Origin of the sequence: Gordonia bronchialis DSM 43247 (assembly GCF_000024785.1) — a bacterium.
Classification (GTDB): domain Bacteria; phylum Actinomycetota; class Actinomycetes; order Mycobacteriales; family Mycobacteriaceae; genus Gordonia; species Gordonia bronchialis.
This window is the reverse complement of sequence record NC_013441.1, coordinates 634,214-648,769: the sequence shown is the minus strand read 5'-3', so window position 1 is coordinate 648,769 and position 14,556 is coordinate 634,214. Positions and strand designations below refer to the sequence as shown.

Annotated in this window: 17 protein-coding genes; 9 read left to right on the top strand and 8 right to left on the bottom strand. The window is 66.8% G+C overall.

Features of this window, described 5'->3' with window-relative positions:
* Positions 1–12: 12 nt before the first annotated feature.
* Together egtD and egtB are read right to left on the bottom strand one after the other, a co-directional pair.
* Positions 13–984, bottom strand: a complete 972-nt coding sequence (gene egtD / locus GBRO_RS03010; RefSeq protein WP_041920175.1) for an L-histidine N(alpha)-methyltransferase — start codon at positions 982–984, stop codon at positions 13–15.
* 11 nt (positions 985–995) lie between these two features.
* Positions 996–2,273, bottom strand: coding sequence for an ergothioneine biosynthesis protein EgtB (egtB, locus tag GBRO_RS03005; protein ID WP_012832526.1), 1,278 nt, complete (start codon positions 2,271–2,273; stop codon positions 996–998).
* 220 nt (positions 2,274–2,493) lie between these two features.
* Here egtB and GBRO_RS03000 point away from each other — a divergent pair, with 220 nt between their 5' ends.
* A complete protein-coding gene (locus GBRO_RS03000; protein WP_012832525.1) occupies positions 2,494–3,222 on the top strand; it encodes a Clp protease N-terminal domain-containing protein in 729 nt (242 codons plus the stop codon).
* 4 nt (positions 3,223–3,226) lie between these two features.
* Here the strand turns inward: GBRO_RS03000 and GBRO_RS02995 are convergent, their stop codons facing one another.
* Complete coding sequence (locus GBRO_RS02995) at positions 3,227–3,709, bottom strand: DUF5709 domain-containing protein (RefSeq protein WP_012832524.1); 483 nt, start codon at positions 3,707–3,709, stop codon at positions 3,227–3,229.
* A gap of 93 nt (positions 3,710–3,802) precedes the next feature.
* Here GBRO_RS02995 and GBRO_RS02990 point away from each other — a divergent pair, with 93 nt between their 5' ends.
* On the top strand, positions 3,803–4,348 hold the full coding sequence (locus tag GBRO_RS02990; RefSeq protein WP_041920174.1) for a hypothetical protein: 546 nt from the start codon (positions 3,803–3,805) through the stop codon (positions 4,346–4,348).
* A 9-nt stretch (positions 4,349–4,357) separates the two neighbouring features.
* Here the strand turns inward: GBRO_RS02990 and GBRO_RS02985 are convergent, their stop codons facing one another.
* Both GBRO_RS02985 and GBRO_RS02980 read right to left on the bottom strand, forming a co-directional pair.
* A complete protein-coding gene (locus tag GBRO_RS02985; protein ID WP_012832522.1) occupies positions 4,358–4,978 on the bottom strand; it encodes a hypothetical protein in 621 nt (206 codons plus the stop codon).
* Between the two features lie 73 nt (positions 4,979–5,051).
* The gene (locus tag GBRO_RS02980) at positions 5,052–5,483 is read right to left on the bottom strand and encodes a DoxX family protein (protein ID WP_012832521.1); all 432 of its coding nucleotides are present in this window, start codon (positions 5,481–5,483) and stop codon (positions 5,052–5,054) included.
* Between the two features lie 279 nt (positions 5,484–5,762).
* Between GBRO_RS02980 and GBRO_RS02975 the strand changes: the two genes are divergently transcribed.
* Positions 5,763–7,133 (top strand): M1 family metallopeptidase, encoded by a 1,371-nt coding sequence (locus tag GBRO_RS02975; RefSeq protein ID WP_012832520.1) that lies wholly within the window; start codon positions 5,763–5,765, stop codon positions 7,131–7,133.
* Between the two features lie 10 nt (positions 7,134–7,143).
* Entirely contained in the window at positions 7,144–8,412 is a 1,269-nt protein-coding gene (locus GBRO_RS02970; protein WP_012832519.1) for a lipopolysaccharide biosynthesis protein, read from the top strand.
* 13 nt (positions 8,413–8,425) lie between these two features.
* Here GBRO_RS02970 and GBRO_RS02965 read toward each other — a convergent pair whose 3' ends face one another.
* The gene (locus GBRO_RS02965; RefSeq protein ID WP_012832518.1) at positions 8,426–9,274 is read right to left on the bottom strand and encodes a glycosyltransferase family 2 protein; all 849 of its coding nucleotides are present in this window, start codon (positions 9,272–9,274) and stop codon (positions 8,426–8,428) included.
* Between the two features lie 51 nt (positions 9,275–9,325).
* Here GBRO_RS02965 and GBRO_RS02960 point away from each other — a divergent pair, with 51 nt between their 5' ends.
* The 5 genes from GBRO_RS02960 to GBRO_RS02940 all read left to right on the top strand — a co-directional run bounded on the left by GBRO_RS02960 (position 9,326) and on the right by GBRO_RS02940 (position 12,812).
* A complete protein-coding gene (locus GBRO_RS02960) occupies positions 9,326–10,027 on the top strand; it encodes a glycosyltransferase family 2 protein (RefSeq protein WP_012832517.1) in 702 nt (233 codons plus the stop codon).
* A 7-nt stretch (positions 10,028–10,034) separates the two neighbouring features.
* Positions 10,035–10,385 (top strand): DUF2304 domain-containing protein, encoded by a 351-nt coding sequence (locus GBRO_RS02955; protein WP_012832516.1) that lies wholly within the window; start codon positions 10,035–10,037, stop codon positions 10,383–10,385.
* A gap of 65 nt (positions 10,386–10,450) precedes the next feature.
* Positions 10,451–10,996: an EXLDI protein gene (locus tag GBRO_RS02950; protein ID WP_012832515.1), complete on the top strand. Its 546-nt coding sequence runs from the start codon at positions 10,451–10,453 to the stop codon at positions 10,994–10,996.
* An 87-nt stretch (positions 10,997–11,083) separates the two neighbouring features.
* The gene (locus GBRO_RS02945; protein ID WP_012832514.1) at positions 11,084–11,947 is read left to right on the top strand and encodes an ATP-binding cassette domain-containing protein; all 864 of its coding nucleotides are present in this window, start codon (positions 11,084–11,086) and stop codon (positions 11,945–11,947) included.
* Between the two features lie 31 nt (positions 11,948–11,978).
* Positions 11,979–12,812, top strand: a complete 834-nt coding sequence (locus GBRO_RS02940; protein ID WP_012832513.1) for an ABC transporter permease — start codon at positions 11,979–11,981, stop codon at positions 12,810–12,812.
* Between the two features lie 213 nt (positions 12,813–13,025).
* On the opposite strand, the gene GBRO_RS02935 is transcribed toward GBRO_RS02940, so the two are convergent.
* Together GBRO_RS02935 and rfbA are read right to left on the bottom strand one after the other, a co-directional pair.
* On the bottom strand, positions 13,026–13,646 hold the full coding sequence (locus tag GBRO_RS02935; RefSeq protein ID WP_012832512.1) for a dTDP-4-dehydrorhamnose 3,5-epimerase family protein: 621 nt from the start codon (positions 13,644–13,646) through the stop codon (positions 13,026–13,028).
* The gene (gene rfbA / locus GBRO_RS02930) at positions 13,647–14,522 is read right to left on the bottom strand and encodes a glucose-1-phosphate thymidylyltransferase RfbA (RefSeq protein WP_012832511.1); all 876 of its coding nucleotides are present in this window, start codon (positions 14,520–14,522) and stop codon (positions 13,647–13,649) included.
* Positions 14,523–14,556: the final 34 nt, after the last annotated feature.

The window sequence follows — 14,556 nt, the reverse complement described above, 5'->3', positions numbered from 1 at the left end:
GTCCGGCCGGAGTCAGCGACGACACAGGGTGAGTGCGAAGTCGCCCGCCGGATCGGTCCAGCTCTCGACGACGGGCAGGCCCGCGGCGTCGAGTTCGGCGGCGAGGTCGGCGCGAGAGAACTTGGTGCTGATCTCGGTGAGGATCTCGGTACCGGCCGCAACCCGCCAGGTCCGTTGCAGCACAACGAAGTACGCGGCGACGTCCCGTCGGGCCCGTAGCCACATCTCGATGCGGTGCTCGACGGGATTCCACCGCGCGATGTGGTCGAAGTCGTCGGCGTAGAGGCGTTGCGCGTCGAGGCCCGTGCGCAGCACCTCGATCATGTTGCGATTGAAATCGGCTGTCACCCCGGCCTTGTCGTTGTATGCGGCGACGAGGCGGCCGGTGTCCTTGATGAGATCCGCGCCGAGCAGAAAGTAGTCGCCGGGCGAAAGCGACCCCGCCAGCCGACGGTAGAACTCCGTGCGATCGGTGGCCGAGAAGTTGCCGATCGTACCGCCGAGGAAGACGGCCAGCCGCGGCCCGTCAGCGGCCGGCAGCGGCATGTGCGGCTCGGTGAAATCCGCGACGACCGGCACCACGTCGATCGCCGGGTAGTCGACGGACAGGATCTCCGAGGCGGCGGCGAGCATCTCGTCGCTGACGTCCACCGGGACGTAACGCAACCGGGTGGCGCACGTCTCCCAGTGTGCGACAAAGGCATCGAGCAGCAGCCGGGTCTTGGTGGACGTCCCCGAACCCAGCTCGACGATCATCTCCGCCTCGGTCACGGCAGCGATCTCGGCGGCGCGAGCACGTAGGATCGCGGTCTCGCGGCGGGTCGGGTAATACTCGGGCAGCCGGGTGATCTCGTCGAACAGTTTGCTGCCGCGCTCGTCGTACAACCATTTCACCGGCAGTGTCGGTGGGTCGGCCCACAGGCCGGCGAGCGCGTCGGCCGCGAGCGGGTTCTGCGGCGCGGCCGTCTCGAGATCGGCGGTCATGGACTCGGCCGTCACCGGGCCAGCCTCAGACCCGAGAACGCCCAGCGCGCTGCGGCCGGGAAGAAGTTGCGGTAGGTGACCCGCTCGTGCCCGGCCGGGGTGACGGCACTGGCCCCGCGCAGGACGTGCTGATCGCACATGAACTTGCCGTTGTACTCGCCGACCGCACCATTGGCCGGAACGAATCCCGGATACGGCAGGTAGGCGCTGGCCGTCCACTCCCACACGTCGCCGACCATCGACGCACCGGCGCGACCGGGATGACATCGGGCCGGGTCCAGGAGCCCGCCGCGCGCCGAACCCGTTGCCTCCGCGGCGATCTCCCACTCGAATTCGGTGGGCAGCCGCGCGCCGGCCCAGCGCGCGTAGGCGTCGGCCTCGTAGAAGCTCACGTGCACCACGGGTTCGTCGAGGACCACCGGCCGTCTGCCGGACAAGGTGAACGTCGACCACTCGCCGTCCTCGTGGTGCCAGTAACCCGGTGCGTTCCAGCCGGTTTCTCGAATGTGCGCCCAGCCGTCGGACAACCACAACTCGGGCCGCCGGTATCCGTCGTCGGCCATGAACGCCAGCCAGTCACCGTTGGTGACGGCACGATCGGCGATCTCGAAGTCCTCGCAGAACACCCGGTGCCGCGGCCCCTCGTTGTCGTAGGCGAAACCCTCTCCGGCGTGGCCGATTTCGTACACCCCACCGGTGAAGGGTCGCCACGACAGAGGTTGCACCGGCAGCGACTCGTCGACATCACGGTCGACGTAGACCGGCGCGAAGGCATGTGTGGAGAACAGGTGCTTGATGTCCATCAGCAGCAGTTCCTGGTGCTGCTGTTCGTGATTGCAGCCTAGTTCGACGAGTTCGAGGGCGGCGTCGTCGAGGCGGCCGCGTTCCAGTGCGGACACGAGTGCGGCGTCGACATACTCCCGGTACCGGGTGACGTCGGTGACCCCGGGCCGGGTGACCAGACCGCGCTCGGGTCGCGGATGCCGGGCGCCGACAGCCTCGTAATAGCTGTTGAACAGGTAGCGGAAGGTGTCGTCGTAGACGGCATAGTCGGGGTCGGTGCGCAGGATGAACTCCTCGAAGAACCAGGTGACATGCGCCCGATGCCATTTGGCGGGGCTCGCGTCGGTCATCGACTGGGGCGTTTGATCCTCCGGCGACAGACTGCTGGTCAACGTGTCGGTCATCGACCGCACTCGCAGGAATCGCGAGATGACGGGGTCGACGCCACGCGATGTGACGGTGTTCCCGTTGGGTGAAGTGCTGGATACAGGCTCGGTAATGCTCACTGGGTTTCCTCCCGTGGCAAGGGCTGCAGATCGTCGGACGGTGTCGTCATCCTCGGTCGTGATGCGTGGTCTCCATCGTGTCCGCGCGTTCCGGACGTGTCAACGACGGCCGGTTGGCGCGGACGATCGTCGTCGCCACAGTCCTTCAGACGCCACCGACAGAACGAGCTTCGTCAACTCAAGGTTGACGAAGCACAGGCGTCAACCTAGGGTTGACGACATGACCGAACCGACTCGAATCCGCCTCGACGACCTCATCGCCGCCATCCGCAAACAACACGACGATCCGCTCGATCAACTCGCCGACGCGATGGTCGCCGCGGATCACCTCGGCGAGATCGCCGACAGCCTGATCGGCCACTTCGTCGACCAGGCCCGACGAGCAGGCGCGTCGTGGACGTCGATCGGCGCCAGCATGGGCGTCAGCAAACAGGCCGCGCAGAAGCGATTCGTGTCCCGGACGAGCCCGGCCGCGAACGCCGCCAACGATGCCGACAACCCGTTCTCCCGATTCACCCCGCGCGCCGGGAACGTCCTGATGGCCGCGCACTCCCGCGCGGTCGCAGCGAACGCGGCGCAGGTGAGTCCGGCTCACATCGCCGACGCCCTGGCCGCCGAACCCGACGCCCTGGCGATGGCGGTGCTCCGGGACAACGGAATCGGCGTCGACGACCTGCACACCGCACTGGCACCGCTGATGCCGATCGCCCCGGACCGCGGCCCGGATGCGACGAGCCTGCTGCCCTACGACAACGCCGCGAAGGCGGTCATCGAGTCGACGGTCGCGATCGCGGTGGAACTCGGGCACAACTACGTCGGGACCGAGCATCTACTGCTCGGCTTGTTCACCGACGACGGCGTCGCCGAGAAGCTGAGATCGCTCGGCGTCGACTCCGACGGCGCACGGGCGTCGATCACCGCGATGCTCGAGCAACTCGGATCGAAGTGAGGACCTACCGCTCGTCGTCGTCGATGTAGTGGACCGCCGCCTCCTCGGCGGATGCCCCGGCGCCGTCGATTCCGGCGTCGGAGGCGAAGACATCGGATTCGGTGTCGATGCCCGATCCCTCATCCGGTGCGATCAGCCGGCCGGCGCGCGCGGCGCCCACCTCATCAGCACGGTTGGGAAACTCCGCATCCGAGTCGTATTCGTGTGACTGCCAATCGGATTCGCCCGTTTCGGAGGGGTCGGACGCGCCGACGTCGGGTTCCTCCTCGGCCAGCCGCTCGTCCAGGGTCTCTCCCTCACGCATCTCCTGCGCGGTCAGTCCGTGCACCGCGCCCTTGGGTGCGTAGTCGGGCGGCGAATAGCCCTCGTCGAGAACGTCGTCGACGCCGCGGTCGTCGAGGGTGTCCTCGGGTTGCAGCTGATCGTCGTCGTCGAGGCTGTATTCGCCGTCGGAGCCTTCGGGTGTGCTGCCGATGTCGTCACTCATGATTCCAGCGTAGGCGGGCCGAGTGCGTCGCGGCTCGGATCGGTTCGGCGATTCGGGCATCGGCGACACCGCTGATCGGCGACAATGCAGAAGATGATCGAGGAAATGCAGGCCGAGGCCCAGGCTTTGCTCTCCGCCGGCGAGTACACCCACGCCCTGGCGGAATTCTCTGTGCTGCGTGAGATCCGCGCGCGCCGGGAAGGGCCCTACTCGCCCAGATATCTGTCGAATCTGCACGACTGCATCCGCTGCACGTCGCAGCTCGAGATGTGGTCGGACTGCACGCCCTTGTGCAGCGAACTCCACGGCAAATACGTGCGCACGCACGGCCGCGGGGAGGCCGACACCGTCGACGTCGCCAAGCACTGGGCGTGGGCGCTCGTGCATCTGCACGACTATCCGCCCGCGTTGCGGCTCTACCTGACGACGGCCGACGCACTGTGGGACATCGATCCCGCCCAAGCGGTCCGGCTACTCGGCGCGGCGGCCGTCTATCAGGCGGCCTACGACCCACCCAGCCTGATCGACGACGTGAAACTGCGTCACAGCACCGACGTGCTGACGTCGCTGAATCAGATGATCGCCGCCCTGCCCGCTTCCGACGCCGCGATCACGCGGGATGGGCTGGCCATCGCCTGACCGAGGGCGCTACCACGCCCTCGCGTCGCGGCGGATCTGCACGCTCTCACGGTCGAAGTACGCCTTGCTGCTCCGGTTCCAGAGGAGATACCACGGGATCGCGTGGAACACTCCGGCAACCAGGAGCGACACCGCGATCATCAGGATCAGTGCGACGATCTCGTCGTCTCCGCCACCCGAGTCGACGGCACTCACGGTGAACAGGAACAGTGCCATACCGGCGAGAACGAGTGCGGTGCCGATGAATCCGAGGATGTTGAGCACCGAGTACCAGACGTAAGCGCCGCGCGATCCTCGCAGGAAGGCCGATGCGATCCACAGGTTCAGTGCGTTCATCACGATCAGCAAGGCAACTGTCACGATGCCGATCAACACGATCGGACCGCCGTCACGCACAAACTGGTAGTCGATGGCGCTACTCCCGGCCGCGGCGGCCCACACGAGCCCACCGAGCAGTCCGGCAATAGCCGCGACGACCTGCAACCAACCGTAGAGCGTGGTCTGCCACGGCCGATTCAGGGCCGCTGCGACGACCGGGTCCATGACCGGGACGCCGTAGTGGTCGTGACCGCGGGGGTAGCCGACAGACGATCCGTACGACGGCGGCTGATACCGCGGGTCGGAGTACATGCCGAGAGCCTATCGGCCACCCCGGACCCACGATACCCTCCGAACAGACGGTTTGACCTGCGTGAGTTCGCTGTCAGGCCACCGGTTCCCGACGCCGGCGCCGGCGTGCCCACAGATGCGTGTCGGCGGCCCCGAGGCCACCGGAGAATCCGACGGCGAGCAATCCGGCGATCAGCGCGAGCGGCCACTCCCAGCCGACCTTGTCCCCGCCCGCCCAGAAGCCGTTGTCCCAGTGGACGTAGTAGATCGCGCCGATCATGTCGATGATCAGCAGCACCGACACCAGCGGTAGCAACAGTCCGATGATGAGGAGGATGCCGCCGACGAGTTCGAGCCAGGTCACGGCGTACGCGGTGAACTCGGGGAATGGGACGTCGAGCCCCTTGAAGAACGCCTTGGTGGCGTCCATGCCGTTGGTGTGCAGTTTCTGCCAGCCGTGCGCGATGAAGATGATGCCCAGGATGAGACGGGCGAGGAACTGCGGCACTGAACTGAATCCGGCCATGCGTTGGTCTCCTTGCGTGGTAGTCCGACCCGAACAGATACTAACCGGACCGAGGTCCGGATATTCCCCGACAGGTCCTGGCTTGCGCGCGATGTCTTCACGCGTGTCCTCACGGCCAACCGGTGAGATCAACCGTAGGCAGGTAGTGTGAGTGTCCGCGACCGCGCGAACCCTGCACGACGATCTACTCAGATCGAGACGCTGTAGGCGCCAACCGCAACCAAGTCGTAACCGCCGTGGCGTGGATGCACGCCCCGAGACCGATCGGAGTCATCGTCAGTGCCGGGAAAGTCTGGCTCGGGTTCGCGTGGATCGAACACACGACAGCCGGTACTCGGTACCCCCGACGACACCGTCGACCCGTATCTGCCGCACAACGGCAACCTGGGCTACCGCATCTCACGCTATGATCTCGACCTCGAATACAAGGTCGCGAGCAATCGTCTCGCCGGCGTCGCGACACTGACCGCGACCTCGTATGAGGATCTGCACCGCTTCACCCTGGACATGGCGTCGTCGCTGGCGGTGGACCGGATCACCGTGAACGACAAGCGGGTCCGCTACAGCCATCGCCGCAACAAGCTGGCCATCACCCCGGATGCCGGCGTCCCGCCCGGCGGTGCGCTGACCATCGTCATCCGCTACCACGGCACCCCGCGTCCGATCCGCAGCCCGTGGGGTGCGGTCGGTTGGGAAGAGCTGACCGACGGTGCGCTGTGCGCCAATCAGCCCAACGGCGCCGCATCGTGGTTCCCCTGCGACGATCATCCGAGCGCCAAGGCGCCCTACCGGATCTCCATCACCACCGACAGCCCGTACCACGCGCTGGCCAACGGGGTCCTGGAATCCAAGCGGGTGCGCGCCGGGCAGACCACCTGGGTCTATCAGCAGATCGAGCCGATGCCGACCTATCTGGCATCGGTACAGATCGGTCAGTACAAGCAGATCTCGTTGGCCACCAAGCCTTTTCCGGTACGTGCGCTGGTGCCACCGCGCCTGGTACCCACCTTCCGGCACGACTTCGGCCGCCAACTCGAGATGGTGAACGCCTTCGTCGAGATGTTCGGTCCGTATCCGTTTCCGCAGTACTCGGTGGTCGTCACCGATGACGCGCTGGAGATCCCCATCGAGGCCCAGAGCCTGTCGACCTTCGGCGCCAATCACTGCGACGGACATCGCGGCGCCGAACGGCTGATCGCGCACGAACTCGCCCACCAGTGGTTCGGCAACTCGGTGACCCTGGCGCGCTGGCGCGACATCTGGCTACACGAGGGCTTCGCCTGCTATGCCGAGTGGCTGTGGAGCCAACGCTCCGGCGGCCGCAGCGCCGACGAGTGGGCGCGTCACTACTACACCAAGCTGGCGGCGACGCCGGTGCGCGTCCCGCTCGCAGATCCCGGGCCGCGCAAGATGTTCGACGACTGGGTGTACAAACGTGGCGCCCTGACGCTGCACGCACTGCGTCTGACGATCGGCGACGGCAACTTCTTCGCTCTGCTGCAACGCTGGACCGACAAGTACCGGTACGGCTCGGTCAGCACCGAGGATTTCATCGCGCTGGCGGCGAACTACTCCACCACGTCTCTCAAAAACCTATGGGACGCCTGGCTTTTCCGCGCTGCACTGCCGCCGTACCCGACTCCCGCCTGAACGGGCGACGATGACGTCGGAGACGGGCAGCACCACCGGTGAGACCGCAGGCACCCTGGGGCGGGTCACCATCGCGACCATCATCGCGGCGGCGTCGGGCTATCTGGTGTTGCTCATCGCCGCCCGCCATCTCGGTGCCGCGGGCTACGGCGTGTTCGCCGTGTTCTGGGCCGCCTACGGCATGGTGACGGGTGCGCAGAACGGGCAGTTGCAGGAGACCACGCGGGCGATCCGGTCGGCGCGCGGCTCGAAAACCGATGTGCCGCAACCGCTGATGGCGCGCCCGATCAGGGTCAATGCCGTCATCGGGCTCGCGCTCGGGGTTGCGGTGGCCGTCACAGCACCACTGTGGAGCGGGCAGGTCTTCACCACGCAGCGCTGGATGTCGGTGATCCTGCTGGCCATCGGTGTGATCAGCTTCGCCGTCTACGCGCACCTGTGCGGCGCACTCGCGGGCGCCGCGTCGTGGACGGCATTCGCCACGCTGCTCAGCGCCGACGCCCTGATCCGGCTGGCCGGTGCGCTGATCGCCATCCTCGCCGGGTGGGGCCTGGATGCGTTCCTGATCATCACGGTGATCGGCTCGGTGTCGTGGTGTGCGCTGCTGGCGTCGTCGGGTGTGGCGCGGTGGGCCGTCGGACTGCGCGGCGACGTGCCGGCGCGGCGACTGTCCGTCAACACCCTCACCGCGATGACCGCGGCTGCGGCGAGTGCGGTGCTGGTCATGGGGTTCCCGGTGCTGATCAAACTCACCAGCGAACTCGGCCTGTTCGGCGCACCCTCCGACGACGAGCGCGTGGTGGGCGCGCTGATCTTGGCTGTCACGCTGACGCGGGCCCCGCTTCTGGTGCCGTTGAACAGCTTTCAGGGCGTGTTGATCACCCGATTTGTCGAGGCCCGGCATCGGCTCGCCGGAGCGCTGGCCGCGCCGCTGCTGGTGGTCGCCGGGGTGGGAGCTTTCGGGTCGCTGCTGGCCTGGGTGCTCGGTCCGTGGTTGCTCGGGGCCGTCTTCGGCGCCGATTTCCGGCTCGGCGGTGGTGCGGTGGCCGCATTGACCGTCGGCGCCACCTTCCTGGCGCTGCTCACCGTCACCGGGTCGGCGGCGATCGCCGTCGGCGGCCACCGGTGGTATGCCGCGGGCTGGTGGGTGGCGACCCTGGTCTCCATCGTCGTGCTGACCCTGCCCGCCGACGTCACCGTGCGCGTCGGCGCGGCTCTCGTGGTGGGGCCGCTGGCCGGCGTCGTCGTGCATCTGGCCGGTCTGCGCGCCGCCCGCTGACCCATCGATCGGGTCAGCGAAGGTGGCGGACCCGGACGACGGCGGCTCCGAGCCGGGCCTGAGCGTGGTGCAGACGGGATGTCGCATGGAGGCGGGCGGCGCGGGCGGCTTTCGGCCATCCCAGGTCGGCGCAGCGTCGGGCCTCGTCGGCGAAGAAGCGGTTCTCCTCGGCGAAGCGTCGGCCGTCGACGGCCTGCACCGAACTCACCGACGCCCGATGGCGGCGGTATCGGAACACGACGGTCGGGTCGTAGACCAGCGACGCGCCGGTCGCGGCGAGGTCGACGAGGAGCGCGAGGTCGAGGACCACCTCGAGGCCGGTGCGGAATCCGACCGCGCGGACCACCTCGGTGCGCCACAGCAACGACGGGAAGTACGTCCAGTTGCCGTGATAGAGGCTCGTCGCCAGGCGCTCCCCACTCAGCACGCTCGCCCGCGAGGGCGCGAGTACCGATTTCATCCGGTCACCGAGCGGACGAACCGGGCGGTCGGCATCGTCGATCACCTCGACGCCGGGCGCGATCACCGCCGCGTCGGGATGCTGGGTGGCGAGCGCCCGCACCGTCGAGAGATAGTCGCGCAGCATCACGTCATCGCAGCCCATGACCACGAAGTACGGCTGCTTCACGAGCTCGACGCAGCGTCGGAAATTGCCGTTGACGCCCAGATTGTCCTCGTTGCGCAGGTAGCGCACCCGCGGATCGTCGAGGCTCTCGAGCCACTCGCGCGGCTGCGAACTCGGGTAGCAGTCGTCGACGACGGTGAGCGTGAACTCGGGGTCGTCCTGATTCAGCACACTCGTGACGGCCTGCCGGAACTGTGCGACGTCGCCGTAGAAGGGAATCATCACGTCGATCGGCACCCGACCAGCCTACGAGGCCGTCACTTCGACACCCGGGTTAGGGTTTAGCCCATGACAGCGGGCACCACCAACGACGACGTCTGGTTGGTGATCCCCGTGTACAACGAGGCACAGGTCATCCGCGACGTGGTGACCCATGCCCGACAGACCTTCCCCAACATCGTCTGCGTCGACGACGGCAGCTCCGACGACACGGCCGCCGAGATCCGGGCCGCCGGCGTCCATCTGGTCCGGCATCCGGTCAACCTCGGGCAGGGCGCTGCCATCCAGACCGGCGTCGAGTACGCGCGTGCGCAGCCGGGCGCCCGCTTCTTCGTCACCTTCGACGCCGACGGTCAGCATCAGGTCGACGACGTGTCGGCGATGATCGCCCGCCTGCGCACCGAACCCGTCGACATCATCGTCGGGACCCGATTTGCCGAGGGACGCAGCGACTCGGTACCGCCGCTGCGTCGAATCGCGTTGCGCACCATCGTCTTCCTGAGTCCACGCACCCGCCGACTGGGCCTGACCGACGCGCACAACGGGCTACGCGCTTTCAACAAGACGGTCGCCGACCAACTCGATCTGCTGATGAGCGGCATGAGTCACGCGTCGGAGTTCGTGGCGCTGATCGACCATCACCATTGGCGGGTCGCCGAGCAGCCGGTCACGATCCTGTACACCGAGTACTCACGAGCCAAGGGGCAGTCGCTCATCAACGGGGTCAACATCGTCGCCGACGGACTGTTCCACACCAGGATGAGGAAGTGAGGCCGGCGTGATCTGGTTCCAGATTGTCGCGATCCTCGGCATCGTCGCCCTGGTGGCGTTCTTCGTCGTCAACCGGGGCACCGCCCGGGCGTCGGCCGGCGTGAAGCTGTTGTTCGTCGCGTTCGTCGTGTTCGGTGTGTACGCGATGCTCCGGCAGGACGACGTCACGTGGGTGGCCAAGAAGTTCGGTATCGAACGCGGCCTGGACCTGGTCCTGTTCCTGCTGGTCTTGGCGTTCGCATTCACCACCATCTCCACCTATCTGCGGTTCCGCGATCTCGAGGTCCGTTACGCGCGCCTGGCCCGCGCCATCGCGCTGCAGAACGCCGAGAAGCCGTCGGGCGATCCCGAGAGCTGAGGCCGACCGAAACCGGAGGACTCAACGCTCTTGCCTATACGTATACGGCTACGTATATTGGGTTCATGCCCAACAAGACCATCTACGTCGCCGACGAGGATCTGCCGGTCCTCGAGCGCGCCCAGCAGGTCGCCGGCGGCACCATCTCCGGCGCCATCATCGCCGCGCTGCGTGACTACGTTCGCGCCGCCGACTACCGCGACGCCGGATACGAGGAGGTCGTTGTGCGCGACGGCCCCGACGGCGTGCGCCGAAAACGCTTCTTCGGCCGTCCGCTCGCCGACGAGACCGAGTTCGACGACGAGACCGGCAACGCCACCGAACGAGCCATCTATGAGGGCCGGACCGGGCGGATCGTGCTCGCCGTCCACCACGTGGACTGGGAGAAATTTCCGATCCGACGAGACCGCAAGCCCACCGGCAACTGGTTCAAGGACCTCACCGGGATCAGCAGCGTCCGCAGCCTGTTCACCGCAGACCTCCCCGACTGGGGCGACTACGAGGTCCACGTCGTCGACACCGTCGACGAACTGAAAGACCTGGTGCCGCAGCGCCTTCTGGAACGAGCGATCGCCGCGGTGCGACCCGACATCGAAGATCTCGACGTGTAACACCCCGCCTGCCCGACCTACCCACCGACGTCATCCCCACCGGGATGAACGTCTCCCAATCATGCACATACGCGCAAATCTGAATGAATGGAGTTCCCTCCCCGCGGAACCGTCTACGCCCTGTTGGGGCCCAACGGTGCGGGCAAGACCACCACCGTCCGAATCCTGGCCACGCTGGATCGCGCCGACGCCGGCGAGATCCGCGTCGCCGGCTTCGATCCGCAGGCCGACCGCCTGTCCGTCTGCGCCGCCATCGGTCTCACCGGACAGTTCGCCGCCGTCGACACCCAGCTCACCGGCCGCGAGAATCTCGCACTGATCGCCGGTCTGCGACATCTGCCTGGTTCGGTCGCCCGCGGTCGAGTGGAGTCGCTCTTGGCCGACTTCGACCTCGTCGACGCCGCCGACCGGCGCGTCGAGGAGTACTCGGGCGGTATGACGCGACGCCTCGACCTCGCCATGACACTGGTCAGCGATCCACAGATCATCTTCCTCGACGAACCGACCACCGGCCTCGATCCCCGCTCCCGGCATGCGGTCTGGGATCGGGTCCGCGCCCTGGTCGACGGTGGGACCACCGTCTTCCTCACCACCCAGTATCTCGACGAGGCCGATCAGCTCGCCGACCACATCGCCGTCCTCGACCAAGGCCGAATCGTCGCCGAAGGTACTGCGGCACAACTCAAACGCCTCGTCCCGGGCGGACACGTCTCACTCGAATTCGCCGACGCCGAAACAATGGAACGCGCTCGCGAGCAGTTTCCGACGGCGGTCGTCGACACCCGCGCTGGAACCCACGTCCTGGCCGTACCCGGGGACGGCGGCAGCGACGCCCTGCGCGCGATTCTGCAGACCCTCGACACAGCCGGCCTCGAGGCGACCGGATTGTCCGTGCACACACCGGATCTCGACGATGTCTTCCTCACCCTCACCGGCCGCGCCGCGGCCTGATCTCCGCCACTCGAACACCAGGAGCCCGATCATGACCACCACGCTCACCCACACGCTGTCCGACTCGACGCTCATGGTGCGTCGCAACCTGATTCGCCTTCGGCGCTATCCGGCGATGATCTTCTCCGTGATCATCATGCCGGTGGTGGTGCTCGCGATGATGAACCTCTTCTTCGGCGGTGCGATCGGGGCCGGCATCGGCGCCGACAGTCCCCTGCACGGCAACTACATCAACTACCTGCTGCCCGGCATCCTGCTGTTCGTGTCGTCGTTTCTGACCGTGTCGGCGGCCGTCGCGGTCAATCAGGACGTCACCGACGGTTTCATCAACCGACTCCGCTCGCTGGGTACACCGGCGACAGCGATCCTCGCCGGACCTGTTGTGGGAGCGATCATTCAAGGTGCCATCGCCCTGGTCTTCGTGGTGGCCGCCGGGTTCGCCTTCGGCTTCCGCACCGACGCGGGGGTTCTCGATTGGCTCGCGGTGGCCGGTCTGGTGCTGCTGTTGATGGTCGGGCTGGTGTGGGTGGCCGTCGCCCTCGGGGTGCTCGCACCCAATCCCGAAGCGGCCAGCAATCTTCCGGTGCCCTTCCTGCTCCTCCCCTACCTCGGCAGCGGACTGGTCCCCACCGACACGATGCCCGACGGTATCCGGCAGTTCGCCGAGTATCAGCCGTTCAGTCCCATCGCCGACACGGTCCGCGCGTTGCTGATGGGCACCGAACTCGGCGACCGGTGGATCTGGGCGCTGGTCTGGTGCGCGATCTCGTCGGCGGTTACACGGCAGCGGTTCTCGCGTTCCGGCGGTCGACGGCGGGGTAGCGACGAGCGAGCTTGCGAGCCCGACGCCCCACTTGCTGGTTGAGTAGCGACGAGCGAGCTTGCGAGCCCGACGCCTCACTTGCTGGTTGAGTAGCGACGAGCGAGCTTGCGAGCCCGACGCCTCACTTGCTGGTTGAGTAGCGACGAGCGAGCTTGCGAGCCCGACGCGTATCGAAACCACAAGTGAGACACCATTTTTGGTGCCACAACACGACACCGACCGTCGTCGGCCCGGTGGTTGCGGACACGGCGCAAGTCACGACTCGGCAAGTGACCGCAGATATGCGGTCACCTCGTCGTAGGACGGCAACAACCCCGTGTCGCGCGCCTCGAACAGCCCGGGGGCGGCAGTGTCCTTGGCCGACAGCTCGTACTGCAGCGGTGTGCCGTCGCGGCCCGTCGTCGGCCAGTCGATGCCGAGGTCGGGGTCGAGGGGGTTGATGCCGTGTTCGGCGGACGGGTTGTAGCCCGCGGAGCACAGGTAGGTGACCGTGGAGTTGTCCTCCAGCGCACAGATGGCATGCCCGAGTCCCTCGGAGAGGTAGACCGCGCGCCGGTCAGCATCGTCGATGAGGACCGTGTCGTGGGCGCCGAAGGTCGGTGAGCCCACCCTGATGTCGATGATGACGTCGAGAAACGCCCCGCGTGCACAGCTCACGTATTTGGCCTGCCCGGGTGGCACGTCGGCGAAGTGCACCCCGCGCAGGACGCCGGCGGCCGAGACAGACAGGTTGACCTGGGCGAGTTCGAAGCGATGGCCGATCACCTCGGCGAGCAGGTCGGCCTTGAAGGCCTCGGCGAACAGTCCGCGGGCGTCACCGTGCTGGACCGGTGTGAGTTCCCACGCACCGTCGATGGACAGCGGCCGTACTTGCATTCAGAAACCCTTTCCGCGGTGGAGCAACTCGAGCAGATAGTCACCGTACCCGGACTTGCGCAGCTTCTCGGCGCGCACACGCAGCCCGTCGTCGTCGATGAACCCACGGCGCCAGGCGATTTCCTCGGGCACCGCGATCTTGAGACCCTGCCGTTGTTCGACGGTCCGCACGAAATTGCCGGCGTCGAGCAGCGAGTCGAAGGTGCCGGTGTCGAGCCAGGCAGTGCCGCGGGGCAGGACCTTGACCGAGAGTTTGCCGCGGTCGAGATAGTGGGCGTTGACGTCGGTGATCTCGTATTCGCCTCGCGCACTGGGCTTCAGGTTGCGGGCGATCTCGATGACGTCGTTGTCGTAGAAGTACAGGCCGGGCACCGCGAAGTTCGACTTCGGGGCGAGTGGCTTCTCCTCGAGGGAGCGCGCGACCCCGTTCTCGTCGAAGTCGACGACGCCGTAGGCGCTCGGATTGGACACCCAGTAGGCGAAAATCGCTCCGCCGTCGACCTTTTCGAAGCCCTGCAACTGTGAGCCGAGTCCGGGACCGTAGAAGATGTTGTCGCCCAGGACGAGTGCGACCGAGTCGTCGCCGATGTGGTCGGCACCGAGAACGAAGGCCTGCGCGAGCCCGTCGGGGGATTCCTGGGTGACATACGACAGGTTGATACCGAACTGTCCGCCGTCGCCGAGCAGTCCCTGGAACGCGGGTGCGTCTTGGGGAGTGGTGATGATCAGCACGTCGCGGATGCCGGCGAGCATCAGCGTCGAGAGCGGGTAGTAGACCATCGGCTTGTCGTAGACCGGGACGAGCTGCTTGCTGACCCCCTGCGTGATGGGGTGCAGCCGGCTCCCCGTGCCGCCGGCCAGAATGATTCCGCGCATGCGGCTCACAATAGTGGTCGCCGGTAGAGTTGGG

Coding starts and splice junctions, on each gene's coding strand:
- GBRO_RS02935 (WP_012832512.1), bottom strand. CDS start 13,646: ATGCAAGTACGGCCGCTGTCCATCGACGGTGCGTGGGAACTCACACCG.
- GBRO_RS02960 (WP_012832517.1), top strand. CDS start 9,326: ATGACAGCGGGCACCACCAACGACGACGTCTGGTTGGTGATCCCCGTG.
- GBRO_RS02985 (WP_012832522.1), bottom strand. CDS start 4,978: ATGTACTCCGACCCGCGGTATCAGCCGCCGTCGTACGGATCGTCTGTC.
- GBRO_RS02940 (WP_012832513.1), top strand. CDS start 11,979: ATGACCACCACGCTCACCCACACGCTGTCCGACTCGACGCTCATGGTG.
- GBRO_RS02945 (WP_012832514.1), top strand. CDS start 11,084: ATGGAGTTCCCTCCCCGCGGAACCGTCTACGCCCTGTTGGGGCCCAAC.
- GBRO_RS02970 (WP_012832519.1), top strand. CDS start 7,144: ATGACGTCGGAGACGGGCAGCACCACCGGTGAGACCGCAGGCACCCTG.
- egtD (WP_041920175.1), bottom strand. CDS start 984: ATGACCGCCGATCTCGAGACGGCCGCGCCGCAGAACCCGCTCGCGGCC.
- GBRO_RS02950 (WP_012832515.1), top strand. CDS start 10,451: ATGCCCAACAAGACCATCTACGTCGCCGACGAGGATCTGCCGGTCCTC.
- GBRO_RS03000 (WP_012832525.1), top strand. CDS start 2,494: ATGACCGAACCGACTCGAATCCGCCTCGACGACCTCATCGCCGCCATC.
- rfbA (WP_012832511.1), bottom strand. CDS start 14,522: ATGCGCGGAATCATTCTGGCCGGCGGCACGGGGAGCCGGCTGCACCCC.
- GBRO_RS02995 (WP_012832524.1), bottom strand. CDS start 3,709: ATGAGTGACGACATCGGCAGCACACCCGAAGGCTCCGACGGCGAATAC.
- GBRO_RS02990 (WP_041920174.1), top strand. CDS start 3,803: ATGATCGAGGAAATGCAGGCCGAGGCCCAGGCTTTGCTCTCCGCCGGC.
- GBRO_RS02980 (WP_012832521.1), bottom strand. CDS start 5,483: ATGGCCGGATTCAGTTCAGTGCCGCAGTTCCTCGCCCGTCTCATCCTG.